This is a genomic window from Desulfovulcanus sp., from assembly GCF_982781345.1.
Window position 1 is genome coordinate 1 of record NZ_CEYAEZ010000015.1, and the last position, 13,961, is coordinate 13,961.

A 13,961-nucleotide genomic window follows, 5' to 3' on the forward strand; every position below is an offset into this window, starting at 1 on the left:
TAAATATAATATCTATTTTTTTCTTATAAGAAAAAAATAATTCCTTAAAAAAATCATCTACTTGTAATAAAATTTTATTTTTTAAAATTCTAACTCTAAAATTTAACAAACCCAGATTTAGTAAAAAATCTTCAATCTCTCTTAACTTTAATAAATAAATATCATTAATTTTTATATTATAATCAAATCTAGCCAAAAGACACGACCTAGAATACTGATCTAAGTAATCCAGACCTATAATTTGACCTAAAAATCTTATATCACTTTTTTCTATAAAAAACTCTGCTAACGGACTTATAATTTTCAGTTCATTTAAGGCCCTAACACCAGGCCTATATTTTTTTAAATCAGAATAATTAGTTCCATCAATAATTATATAACCATCTTTTCCATATTTTCGCTTTAAAAGGGTGAATATTTCTTTTTTACAAAAATAACATCTATCCTTTGAGTTAGAATTAATCTGCGTAAATTTTAGAGGATCAAAATATACAAAATTATGTTTTATCTTGTGTTTTTCTACCCATCTCTTAACAAAATCTATTTCAAAATCGGTTAAATGCGGTCCATAAAAGGTTACTGCCTGGTAATTAAGCTTAAAATTATGACTAAAAAAAGTCAGAAACCGACTATCAATACCACCTGACAGGGCAATTATAAACCCAGGGTATTTGTTTAAAAAATGATACAAACTATCGAGTTTAGCCTGACCAGAAAATTGTACCTGACCAACCGTATTATTAATTGGATTCAATTTTTTCTTGGACTTCGGTCAATAAAAATTCACCGGATTCGATCCATTTTTTGAGTAGATCCGCCACTTCCAGAGAAAGAGAATAACTGGTTACTGGAACTGTAGATACCTTTTTACCTTCCACCTCAACCTGGCCTGACTTTAATTCAGCATAAGTAACATATTTAATAACCTTAGCTTTTCCCTGTCCATAATCAACACCATAATCTATAACTGGCATCTGGATATCCTCATCACTTACACCCGTATACCAAGCCATTTCTTCGTTGAGAATAGGAATAGGAATGCCAACACCCACGGCCATTGAACAACCATAACCAACTATACTTACTCCACGCAAAAATCTAGCGTTCATTTGTTTTAAGTCACCTTTTACCATTAGTGTTCCGGATGGGCGCATGGGGATTCCTCGTTTATTTCGCACCGGATTAGGGTTATGCTGCGTCCCGGCACCAATAACATAGCCAATGCCGCCGCCAAGTAAAATCTTTGTCCCCAACCCTATGGTTTTAAAATAAGGATCATTAAATAACGGACTTAATTCCCCAGATGTTGCAAAATTAAGATTACCTAGATTTGGTCTCAATGGACCCATATAAGTATATATTATTTTATTGGTCTTATTAACAGCACAATTATAGTTTTGATAACAATTACGAGGATTGAGCAAAATTGCATCTTTGAGCTCAGCAAGAGTAATATCCTTTTCCAATTCTCTTCTTGGATAGCAATCAGTCCCATAAGCTATGGCTTTTAAACGAACAGATTTTCCGCGCACGAGTTCTTCAATAACATGACCACCGCCATATTTAAATTGTCCTGGATAAACCTTATTCAGAGGATCATCTTCTGCAGGTTCTGTAACCCCTAAATAAGCGTCAACAGCAGCTAGACCAGCATAGGATGGAACCCCATTTAACCATACCTTTGAAGCTTTAATAAGTGGCGGTTGATGGCCAAAATTAAACAACATGCCCGATGAACACATCGGCGAAAAAGTCCCGGTGGTAACAACATCAACCTCTTGAGCGGCTTTTTTCTTCCCCTTTTCTCGGACCAGCTTGGCCATCTCCTTGGCATTCAAAACAACGGCTTTGCCTTTTTTAATTTTATCATTTATTTCCGAAATGGTTCGCTTAATCTCCATCATCATCTCCTCTCCAATTCTAAAAAATTATAATGATATTAATATATTAGATAATAATTAAAATTTGCCAAATCATCACCATATCTGGTATAGTTTTTTTTTAAGCTAAATAATTTAACACGGTTGGCATTTCCCAGACTTCACCCTTTCAAAATATAAAAGTTTCTGTCCCAAATGGCTATAAAAGGATAACGGTCAAGTCAATAAATTACTAAAACAAAAATATTCATTATGTCTGACATAAAAGAAAAAATAAAAAAAATACTCATAAAAAACAATTTTTCTGAAGAGACACTAAAAATATGGTTTGATCCATTAAATATTGAAAAAGATGAAAAAAAAATATATATAATATTCCAACACAGATTTCTTTTTGATAACTATAAAATTAAATTTAAAGATATAATTGAAAATGATATCAATTTAGACTTTGAATACAAAATATTACCATTAAACACCAATAACAAAATAATAAAAAACTTTAAGAAAAAAAATAAAGAAAATAACAGGACCTTAAATTACGATTTTACATTCAAAAATTTTATATACAATAAAAAAAATATTTTTCCAATTGTATCAGCTAAAGAAATATGCAATCATAACTTCGCAAAGTTCAATCCATTCGTAATTTACGGAGAAAGCTCAACAGGAAAAACACACCTATTAAAAGCAATTGTAAATGAAATTTTAAAAAACAAACATAATAGTAAAATATTATTTATTAATTCAGACGACTTAAATAACAAATATATTGTAAATTTTAAAAGAAATCATATTACATTCAAACAATATATAGATAATTTCGACTACCTAATTATAGATGATTTTCAAGAAGTACTAAACTTTGATAGTTTACAAAAAGAATTAGTTACAATTTTTGATTTGTTTTATGAACAAAAAAAACAAATGATTTTCAGTTATACTGGCAAGTATTTACTATTGGATAGACTTGATAAAAAGCTAAAATCACGGCTAGAATGGGGGTTAATTGTAAATCTGAAAAAACCGGATCTAGAAATTAGAACTAAATTTATACGTAAATTTTGTGAAGACAAAAAAATAAAATTATCTAATGAACAAATTTTAATTCTTGCACAAAAATTTAAAAATTTGAGAAATATAAAAGGTATCCTTTTAAAAATTTTAGCTTACACACAGCTCATAAATAATAACCTAAGAGAAAAAGATTTTTTTTCCATTTTAAATACAGTTCAGGAGAAAAGAGCAGACAACTTAACCTTTGAAAATATTATAGACATTGTAGCAGAGGAAATGAACCTGGAAAGAGATGATATCCTTTCCTCAAAAAGAGAAAAAAAAATCGTCAAAGCCAGACAGGTGAGCATGTTTTTATGTCGTAAATTACTTAAATATTCATATCCAGAAATAGGGAAATTTTTCGGGGGAAAAGACCATAGTACCGTCATTTATAGTGTAAAAAAAATTCAAAGATTAAAAGAGGATAGCCGATTTATGAAATCTTTGTTAAAAAATCTGGAACAAAAATGTTCCTCACAAGAAAAATAGGTTCAAATTTCCTAAATCGAACAAAATTTGTCAAAAGTGAACCTTAATTGTTCATAAAAAAAACACTAAAAAATCCATTAATTTCAAATAGTTAATTAAATTATCTACAAATAGACCCTCTTTAATAAAAATAGGAGAAAAAAAGATGTATATTAAGTTTATTAGAGAAGATGTCATTGAAGGTTTACAAAAGTCATCAAGCATAATTCCTGCCAAGACAGGTGCAGCTTTTTTAAGAACTATTTGGCTTGAGGCTAAAGAAGACAAACTTAAGATAAGGGCTACTGACTCGAATATTGAATTTACAGGAAATTATCCGGCAATTGTCGGAGAAGAGGGATTGGTAGGGGTACAAGGTAAGACTTTTGCCGATCTAGTAAGGAAATTGAAGCCAGGCGAAATTAGCCTTCGTCTTAAGGATAATATTTTGATCATTGAACAGGGGAAAAGAAGGTATCGTCTTCCGACAAGTGACCCCTCGTGGTTTCAAAACTTTGAAAATTTTCCAGATGAAAACAAGGTTTTATGGTCAGGTGATATCTTAAAGGAAATTATTCAAAAAATTTCCTTTTGTATAAGCGATGATGATACTATGGAAGGCATGACTTGTATGAGTTTCAAAGCTGTAAGCAATGACCATATAGAAATCTGTGGATTAAATGGACATCAATTTGCGTTGCTTAAATTTAAAAACGAAGATATTCATAGAATTTTACCAGAAGATGGTTTTTTGATATCTAAAAAATTTCTTACAGAGTTAAAAAAATGGTTGTCTGAAGATGAAATAGAAATAAGTTTATCTAATAAAAGACTATTTTTCAGGACACAAGAAAATAAAGAAATATTTTCATTTCCTTTAAGTGGATATAACTTTCCTGATTACCATGAACTGTTAAATAAATATGAAGATCATTTTAACTCTGTTTTAGAAATAGACAAAGATGATTTGATTGAATCATTAGATAGGTTGATGATATTTAATTCAGAAACAAGTTCAACGTATTTTAAACTTAATGAAAAGGAATTATTACTTTATGTAGAAGGAACTGATATAGGAGAAGCTTACGAATCGCTTTTATGTAATTATAAAGGAACTATAAAAAATATTGTCTTACTTACAAAAGATATAATTGATATTTTAAGTCACTTTGATTCTAAAATAGTAAAATTTCATTTCTCAGGACAAACCGAACCATGTAAAATTACAGGTGATGAAGACTATAGTTATATGGTAATAACAATGCCCGTTGAGATTGAAGAGGAAGTTTATTATACAGAAGATGAGGTTAATAATTAAAATTAGACTAAGGAGATGATGAAAAATATGAGTAATGAGTATACCGCAGCAAGTATCAAGATTTTAGAAGGTCTTTCTGCTGTTCGCAAAAGGCCTGCAATGTATATTGGCAGTACTGATCAAAGAGGTCTGCACCATCTTGTATATGAAGTTGTTGATAATAGTATTGATGAGGCTATGGCAGGATTTTGTGACCATGTTAAGGTCACTTTGCACTTGGATAATAGTGTTACTATATCAGATAATGGGCGTGGAATACCTGTTGATATTCACCCAAAAGAAAAACGACCTGCTGTAGAAGTTGTTATGACGGTTCTTCATGCAGGTGGTAAATTTGATGATGCTACTTATAAAGTATCAGGTGGTTTGCATGGTGTTGGTGTTTCAGTTGTTAATGCCCTTTCTGAATATTTGGAAGTAACTATTAGAAGAAATGGAAAAAAATATTTTCAAAGATATGAGCGAGGTATACCTGTCTGTCAGTTAAAAGAGATTGGTAGTACTGAAAAAACAGGAACTACCATTAAATTTAGGCCAGACGAAGAGATATTTGAAGATGTTAATTTTAATTATGAGACGTTAGCCAAAAGATTTGAAGAATTAGCCTATTTAAATAAAGGCTTAAAAATAGAATTTTTTGACGAAAGATCTGGAAATAAGGATGTTTTTAAGTATGACGGTGGGCTAATTTCATTTATTAATAAAATAAATACTGGAAATGGAATCCATAAAGTTATTCATGGTCAAGGAGAAGTTAAAAATGTGAGCATTGAGTTCGTGCTGCAATATAAGGCAGGATATAAGGAAAATATTTATTCTTTTGCTAATAATATTAAAACAATAGAGGGTGGAACTCATTTGGTTGGCTTCAGATCTGCCCTCACAAGGGCTATAAATAATTATATTCAAAACGCTGATTTACCAAGGAAGTTGAAGCAAAAGCTAACCGGTGATGATGTGCGCGAAGGTCTGAGCGCGATAATCAGCGTGAAAGTTCCTGATCCACAGTTTGAAGGACAGACTAAAACCAAACTAGGAAACAGCGAAGTATCGGGTTATGTTTCTGCTTTGGTTTATGAAACCGTAAGTAAATTTTTTGGAGAAAATCCAAAAGATGCTCGATTAATTATAGAGAAGGTTGTTGATGCAGCCAGAGCCCGTGAAGCAGCGAGAAAGGCGCGCGAGCTAGTGCGTCGAAAAGGAGCTCTTTCTGACAACTCCTTACCAGGAAAACTGGCTGACTGTCAGAGTAAAGACCCTGCTGAATGCGAAGTCTTTATTGTTGAGGGAGATTCAGCTGGTGGTTCTGCTAAGCAAGGCCGTGATCCAAAGTTTCAGGCCATCCTGCCTCTGCGTGGTAAAATTTTAAATGTGGAAAAAACAAGATTTGATAAAATTTTGGAGAATAAAGAAATAAGAGCGTTAATTACAGCTATGGGAGCGGGAGTTGGTGAGGACGGTGTTGATTTGAAAAAATTGAGATACCATAAAATTGTGATTATGACTGATGCTGATGTTGATGGTGCCCACATCAGAACACTTTTACTCACATTCTTTTTTCGACAATATCAGAGTCTTATTGAAAATGGATATTTATATATTGCTCAACCACCATTATTTAGAATACATAAAGGAAATTTTGAAAAATATATTACAGATGAGAAGGAATTAAACGAATTTTTACTATCAAGGATATCTGATGAAGTTCAGATTAAGACACAGGATGAAAATATATATACAGGCAAAGAATTGATTAAATTTTTAGAGGATATTTTAATTTTAAAGGATAAATTTTTAGAGACAGAAAATATTGGTATAAGTATGGATATGTTTCTAAATTTACTTATGTTTGATCAAAAGCTGAGTCCTGTATATTTTGAATATATGGATTATAGTTCATTTAAAGATTATATTTTAAAAAATGGATATGATTTTGAGATGATTGTAGAAGATAATGATGAAGAAAAAAGAATGTATTTAAAATTTATTGATCAAAATGGTCATCAGGTAAAATTAGGTGTAGAGTTTTTTAATTCTAAATTATATAAATTAAGTTATGATATATTTTCCAGAATAAAAAAGCAGAGTCCTAACTTTGACTTTGAAGTGATCCATAAAGATAGTTCCGAACATATTCACGGTCTGTTTGAACTGGGAGATTATGTATTATCTCTGGCCAATAAAGGAATAAATATTCAACGCTATAAAGGTCTCGGTGAAATGAACCCCGAGCAACTATGGGAAACGACCATGAATCCGGAAAAGAGAAAACTTTTACAGGTAACCATAGCCGATGCCGAGGAAGCTGATGAACTATTTTCAAAACTTATGGGCGATAAAGTTGAGCCTAGACGAGAGTTTATTGAACGCAATGCCCTGGTTGTCAGTGATTTGGATATCTAAAATAGGTTAAGTGATAAAGGGTAAGGATTAAAGGAGAAAAATAGTGTTGGATAAAGTAAGTATCGAAGAAGAGATTAAGAAGTCATATCTGGAATATTCTTTAAGCGTTATTATTGGTAGGGCTATTCCTGATGTACGTGACGGCTTAAAGCCTGTTCATCGCCGTATTTTATTTGCTATGCATGAACTTGGTAATACCTATAATCGCCCTTATAAAAAATCAGCCCGCATTGTTGGTGATGTAATAGGTAAATACCATCCACATGGTGATGCAGCTGTTTATGATGCCTTGGTTAGAATGGCTCAGGAATTTAATATGCGCGATCCTCTTGTTGATGGCCAGGGTAATTTTGGTTCCATTGATGGCGACGCTGCAGCTGCCATGCGTTATACCGAAGTGCGCATGTCTAGGCTTGCCGGAGAGTTTTTAGCCGATATTGAAAAAGAAACTGTTAATTTTAGACCCAATTATGACAATTCGCTTCAGGAACCAGAGGTTTTACCGACAAAGGTTCCTAATCTTTTAATTAATGGTTCTTCAGGTATAGCCGTTGGTATGGCAACGAATATTCCGCCCCATAACCTAGGCGAGGTTATAGATGGCTTACTTTATTTATTGGATAATCCACAGGCACAAATTAAAGACTTGATGCGTTATATCAAGGGACCGGACTTTCCAACCGGTGCCTTTATGTATGGCCAAAAAGGCCTTATTTCTGCTTATGAAACCGGGCGTGGAAGTATCAAGATACGATCTAAAATAGAAGTTCAGTCCAGACCAAAGGGGCTGGAATCTATTGTTATTTCTGAAATACCGTATGCTCTGAACAAAGCTAATCTGGTGGAAAAAATTGCCGCGCTGGTAAATGAACGTAAGATTGAGGGTATTACCGATCTCAGAGATGAATCAGATCGTAGAGGTATTCGTATAGTTATAGATTTAAAGAAAGGGACAATTGCTGATGTAGTAATCAATAAACTATATAAATTTACTGCATTGGAAACAAGTTTTGGTATTAATATGATGGCTGTGGTCAATAATAGACCACAGCTTCTAAATTTGAAGCAAATACTGGAATATTTTCTTGAGCATAGAAAAGAAATAATTATAAGAAGAACACGATATGACTTAAATAAGGCAGAACAAAGAGCGCATATACTTGAAGGTCTTAGAATAGCTCTGGAAAATATTGATGAGGTTGTCGAGCTGATTAAGACATCTAAGACACCTCGAGAAGCAAAAGAAAGACTAATGGACCGTTTTAATTTAAGCGAGGTTCAGTCTCAGGCTATTCTGGATATGCGCTTACAAAGATTAACTAATCTTGAACAAGAGAAGTTACTTGAAGAATATAAGGAATTACTAAAAAAGATTGAATATTTAAAGAGTATTTTAGAAAATGTTGAGGTGTTGAAGGGAGTAATCAGGGAAGAACTAGAGGGGATAAAAAAACAATATGCTACTCCTAGAAGAACTAAAATAATGGAATATGATCCAGGTTCTATAAATATTGAGGATATTATTCCAGATTCAAATGTTATTATTACATTGTCAAGAAATGGATATATTAAAAGAACGTTACTTGACAACTATCATCAGCAAAGAAGAGGTGGAAAAGGAATTGCTGGTGCAAATGTTTCAGAAAAAGATTTTATTACAAATTTGATTATTACTACTAATCATCAAGATTTATTCCTTTTTTCCAACAAAGGGAAAGTATACCGCCTTAAAGTATATGAAATTCCTGAAGGCAGCCGGATCGCTAAAGGCGTACATATGAACAACCTATTGCCCCTTACAGGCAATGAATATATTGCTAATATCATATCACTCCGTAGTCTTGATGATGATAAATATTTTCTTTTTATTACTAAAAATGGAATGGTCAAAAAGACTTCTTTTTCAGAATTTAAAATATTACGCAGCCAGGGGAAAATAGCCATCAAGCTGAGAGAAGGTGATGAACTTATTGCTGTGAAAGTTATTGAAGCAGATTCTGAGATAATTTTAACAACCAGAAATGGGTACGCTATACATTTTATGGGCAAAGAAATTAGGCCTATAGGAAGAAAAGCAATGGGAGTAAAAGGTATTGCCCTGCGTAAATCCGACGAAGTAGTGTCAGCAGTCATAGTGAACGGAGATCATCGAAGAGATTTACTGACTATTTCTGAAAAAGGATTCGGAAAGAGAACAGATTTAAAAAACTACAGAGTTCAGTCCAGAGGAGGAATGGGTATAAAAAATATGAAAATTACCCCAAAAACCGGGGCAGTGGTTGGGTCTGTTCTGGTAGCAGATAACGATGAACTTGTTTTACTTTCTTCGAATAATAAAATTATTCGAATTAAAGTAGATGAAGTACGTCGTGCAGGACGTGATACTCAGGGAGTGAAGTTGGTCAATCTGGAAGGAGATCAAAAAGTGATCTGTTTTGACATAGTGGTCCAAGAAAACAGTTTGCAAGTAACCGAAGGCTAAGAAGGCTAAATCATAAAAGACTGATTTTTATCTTGCCCTTAATTTAGTTTACTCTACGGCCATAGATATATGTAAGGCGAGAAATCATTTCCTCGATATGTTCAGTCAACTGATCCGGAAGCAGACGCCATTCCCAATTACCTGCGCTGCTTCCGGGCAGGTTCATTCTTGCTTCTGTATCCAGACCCAAGATATCTTGCATGGGTATTATAGATAATTTTGCCGTTGATGACAGGGCTAAGCGTATAAACTCATTATGTACATTAAATTCATTTATATCCTTCCCAATATATTCACTAACTATCAATTTTTGTTGAATGTTTAATTCGTTTTTATACCATCCTTTTATAGTATTATTATCATGCGTTCCTGTATAGACAACACTATTTCTTCTGTGATTATGAGGAAGATATGGGTTTTTGGGTAAATCTGAATTAGCGTCATTCGCATCAGCAGCGTTAGCGAAGGCGAATTGCAGGACATTCATGCCCGGAAGATTGTATTTATCACGTAAATTAAGAACATCTTCTGTGATATGGCCAAGATCTTCAGCCAGAAAACAATTTGGATCAAAAGTGTTCATCATCACTCGAAACAGATCATCTCCTGGTCCTTTTACCCATTGACCATTCTGTGCTGTTGGCTCATTTGCATCTACCTGCCAGTAAGAGACAAAGCCCCGAAAATGATCTAAGCGGACCAAATCATAGAGAGCAAGGTTGTGCTCAATTCGTTTTATCCACCAGTTAAAATTTTCTTTCTTTAATTTTTCCCAGTCATATATTGGATTGCCCCATAATTGTCCTTGAGGACTAAAATAGTCTGGCGGTGCTCCTGCTACAAATAGGGGAAGTCTATCCTTATCCAGAAGGAAATATTCCGAATTTGCCCAGACATCACTACTGTCCAGGCTAACATAGATTGGAATATCACCTAAGATGATGATATTTTTTCCATTGGCGTAACTTTTTAAATTTTGCCACTGATCAAAGGCTAAAAACTGAAAAAATTTTTGTTTTAAAATTTCTCTGGCCAAGTTTCGTGACCACTTTTTGATTTCATTTTCGTCTCTAAAACGTAAAAGTTTGGGCCAACAATACCATGCAGAGCCTTGAAAATAGTCTTTTATAGCTTGATAGATGCAATAATCGTTTAACCAAAAAGCATTGTTTGTACAAAAATTATTAAACTTAGAATTATTTTCTATTCTTACCAAGTGACGAACAAAAATTTGGTTCAGAATATTTAATTTAAACTCACGGACAAGGTCATAATCAACTCGGTTGTTGGAGAAGAAAAAATTATACTCTAATTCTCTTAACGACACATAACCATCAATAATTAATTTCTCCAAACTTATAAAAAGGGGATTAAGAGCAAAGGAAGATGGAGAACTGTAAGGTGAATTACCTGTTCCTCCATTTACAGGGTTTAAAGGTAAAATTTGCCAAATAGTTTGACCTGAGCGAAATAAAAAATCAATAAATTGACAGGCCCAGGGACCAAATTCACCGATGCCGAAATTAGACGGCAGGCTTGAAATATGAAGTAAAATGCCACTTCTTCTATACATAATTAATTCATGATTGGTAATAATAAAATAAACTCAATTAATTTAAGATTGAGGAGATAAGAAAATTATACTCAAAGGTGGTAGGGTTAATTGTATGGAATAGGGCAAGTTGTGACAACCGGATTCTTTTGTTTGAAAAGGATCAAAATTGCTTAAATTCGATCCACCGTAGACATGTGAATCACTGTTTAAAACTTCATACCACAAGCCGGCCTGGGGCAAACCAATAGTATAATTGTAGCGTGGTACGGGGGTGAAATTGCAGACAATGGCCAGAGGGGTTTTATTTTTGTCCCAGCGTAAAAAAGAAAGAACACTATTTTCTGTGTCGTGACAATCAATCCAGTTAAACCCATCTGATTCAAAGTCCAGTGTAAACAGAGCGGGATTAGAACGATAGAAATGATTGAGATCGCTAACCCAACGTTTAAGATTTTGGTGATCAGGGTAATCTAACAAATGCCAATCCAGACTTTGCTCGTGATCCCACTCTTTAATTTGGCCAAATTCTGAGCCCATAAAAAGTAGTTTTTTCCCCGGATGGGCAAACATATATCCTAAAAGGAGCCTTAGATTGGCAAATTGTTGCCATCTGTCTCCCGGCATTTTATTCAATAGCGAGCCTTTACCATAAACCATCTCATCGTGGGATAGAGGCAGTACAAAGTTTTCACTAAAAGCATACCATATGCTGAAAGTAAGCTGATCTTGGTGATATTTGCGATAGATTGGGTCTTTTTGGAAGTAGTCGAGGGTGTCGTTCATCCAACCCATATTCCATTTAAAACCGAATCCAAGTCCACCAATATATGTTGGACGAGAGACCAATGGCCACGACGTGGATTCTTCCGCGAATGTATGTACATCTGGAAAATTTTGATAAATCTGGGTATTTAAAAGTTTTAAAAAATCAATAGCCTCAAGATTTTCATTACCACCGTATTTATTGGGCACCCATTCACCATTCTTCCTTGAATAATCAAGATAGAGCATCGAGGCTACAGCATCGACGCGTAGTCCATCTACATGGTACTTATCGAGCCAGAACAAAGCGGAACTAACAAGGAAAGATACGACCTCGTAGCGACTGTAATTAAAAATATAACTGTTCCAGTCCGGATGATATCCTTTTCTTGGGTCCATATGTTCATATAGGTGTGTACCGTCAAAATAAGCCAGACCATGCTCATCAGAGGGAAAATGAGATGGGACCCAATCCATGATTACACCAATGTCATGCTGGTGCAAGACGTCTATCAGATACATCAGGTCCTGCGGAGTCCCATAGCGGCTGGTTGGGGCAAAATATCCTACTCCTTGATATCCCCATGAACCATAAAATGGATGTTCAACAAGAGGGAGAAATTCTACATGGGTAAATCCCATATCTTTGATATACTCTGGCAAAATATGAGCTAGTTCACGATAGGAAAGAAAGCGACTTGGATCTTGCGGGTCTCTTCTCCAAGAACCAAGATGTAGCTCATAGATTGATATTGGTCCATTAAGATTATTTTTCTCTTTTCTTTTTTGCATCCACTGCTGATCGTGCCATTCATTATCCAGATCCCAAATGACAGAGGCAGTATTAGGCGGAATTTCCCAGAGATAGGCTAGAGGATCACCTTTGTTTACTTGATAATTGTTTTTGGAGCGAAGAAAATATTTATATTTTTGACCCGGCAAAGCTTCAGGAATAAAACCTTCCCAAATTCCAGAGGAGTCCAGTCTAGGACTTAAAGGGTGAGTGTTGTTTTTCCAATTATTAAAATCACCAACAACTGATACATATTGTGCATTGGGTGCCCAGACAGCAAAAAAAGTTCCCTTAACCCCACCATTTTTGACTACATGGGAACCCAGTTTTTCATATAGTCGAAAGTGTCGGCCTTGTTTAAAAAGATAGATGTCGTGTCCGGTGATTATCATTTCTGCTGGCTAAAATTCCATAATTTTACAGCCAGCCAGTCCAAGACAAGGTTTGGATTTGCCTTTACGTCAAGAGCCTGGTCGGCTAAGTTCAGGGCCAAATGGATTTTGCGCCATGTTTGTACATCTAAGCTGGACCAAAGTGAGCTCAGTTTAGAGTCCTTTTTACCGTGCATGGTTTTCAACAGTTCATATTGAGCGCAGAGAATAATCTTTTTGGCCTCGTCTTTGGTTAAAAAAGTTTTTTTTGTGGTTAAGTGAAACCAGCCACGACCAGTGTTTATAAAAGAGACAAATGGCTCCCATTTATCATTTATATTTTCAGGCCAGGAAAATTGTTCCCAGCTTAAGGTGAGAACAAAGCTACGTGAAATAAGGGTTGGAAGCAAACTTTCTCTCTGAGGGACCAGAAGGATAAAATTATTGCCCGGTATTGGTTCTTCCATTGATTTTAAGAGGGCATTGGCAGATTCCGGGGTAATGTTTTGGGCCTCATTTATAATTACGACCCGGTTTTGGTGGTGTGGCGGATGGGATAAAGTGGTTCGCATTTGACGAATGTCTTCGACTCCAACTCCCTCCCTGGTATCCAGAAGGATTAAATCACGGAAAACCTGGTCTTTAATTTGGGAACATACCATGCACTTCAGGCAAGGGGTATTTTCTGCGCAATTTAAGGCCATAGCCCAATAAAGGGCTAGGGAAAGACGCTGGTCCAGACGTCCGCCTTCCAGGACAAGACTTTGGGGAGGATTTTTTTTTAGTTTGTGAAAAAATTGTAGGACTCGTTGTTGACTCTCTGGTATAGCAAAAGAGGTGGACATATTAACCAAATAATGAAACAGTGAC

At 34.7% G+C, this 13,961-nt stretch carries 9 protein-coding genes; 4 read left to right on the forward strand and 5 right to left on the reverse strand.

The annotated features are described in order from the left end of the window. Together larE and AC3WVG_RS03895 are read right to left on the reverse strand one after the other, a co-directional pair. Positions 1-754 (reverse strand): ATP-dependent sacrificial sulfur transferase LarE (gene larE, locus AC3WVG_RS03890; protein ID WP_488796870.1); only part of this gene is annotated, 754 nt, incomplete at its 3' end. Continuing rightward, the gene (locus AC3WVG_RS03895) at positions 741-1,907 is read right to left on the reverse strand and encodes a homocysteine biosynthesis protein (protein WP_488796871.1); all 1,167 of its coding nucleotides are present in this window, start codon (positions 1,905-1,907) and stop codon (positions 741-743) included. The genes larE and AC3WVG_RS03895, both read right to left, overlap by 14 nt. A 225-nt stretch (positions 1,908-2,132) precedes the next feature. Between AC3WVG_RS03895 and AC3WVG_RS03900 the strand changes: the two genes are divergently transcribed. From AC3WVG_RS03900 to gyrA, 4 genes are all read left to right on the forward strand, one after another. Beyond that, positions 2,133-3,428, forward strand: a complete 1,296-nt coding sequence (locus tag AC3WVG_RS03900) for a DnaA ATPase domain-containing protein (protein WP_488796872.1) — start codon at positions 2,133-2,135, stop codon at positions 3,426-3,428. A gap of 145 nt (positions 3,429-3,573) precedes the next feature. Then, positions 3,574-4,725: a DNA polymerase III subunit beta gene (gene dnaN, locus AC3WVG_RS03905; protein WP_488796873.1), complete on the forward strand. Its 1,152-nt coding sequence runs from the start codon at positions 3,574-3,576 to the stop codon at positions 4,723-4,725. A 27-nt stretch (positions 4,726-4,752) separates the two neighbouring features. Then, the gene (gene gyrB, locus AC3WVG_RS03910) at positions 4,753-7,128 is read left to right on the forward strand and encodes a DNA topoisomerase (ATP-hydrolyzing) subunit B (RefSeq protein WP_488796874.1); all 2,376 of its coding nucleotides are present in this window, start codon (positions 4,753-4,755) and stop codon (positions 7,126-7,128) included. Positions 7,129-7,174: 46 nt separating this feature from the next. After that, the gene (gene gyrA, locus AC3WVG_RS03915) at positions 7,175-9,610 is read left to right on the forward strand and encodes a DNA gyrase subunit A (RefSeq protein ID WP_488796897.1); all 2,436 of its coding nucleotides are present in this window, start codon (positions 7,175-7,177) and stop codon (positions 9,608-9,610) included. A 43-nt stretch (positions 9,611-9,653) separates the two neighbouring features. Here the strand turns inward: gyrA and malQ are convergent, their stop codons facing one another. From malQ to AC3WVG_RS03930, 3 genes are read right to left on the reverse strand one after another with little or no spacing between them, the layout of a single operon-like run. Further along, positions 9,654-11,183, reverse strand: coding sequence for a 4-alpha-glucanotransferase (gene malQ / locus AC3WVG_RS03920; protein WP_488796875.1), 1,530 nt, complete (start codon positions 11,181-11,183; stop codon positions 9,654-9,656). 42 nt (positions 11,184-11,225) lie between these two features. Continuing rightward, positions 11,226-13,112, reverse strand: coding sequence for a 1,4-alpha-glucan branching protein GlgB (glgB, locus tag AC3WVG_RS03925; RefSeq protein WP_488796876.1), 1,887 nt, complete (start codon positions 13,110-13,112; stop codon positions 11,226-11,228). Continuing rightward, positions 13,109-13,936 (reverse strand): DNA polymerase III subunit delta', encoded by an 828-nt coding sequence (locus AC3WVG_RS03930; protein ID WP_488796877.1) that lies wholly within the window; start codon positions 13,934-13,936, stop codon positions 13,109-13,111. The genes glgB and AC3WVG_RS03930 overlap by 4 nt, the downstream gene beginning before the upstream one ends. Between the last annotated feature and the right edge of the window lie 25 nt (positions 13,937-13,961).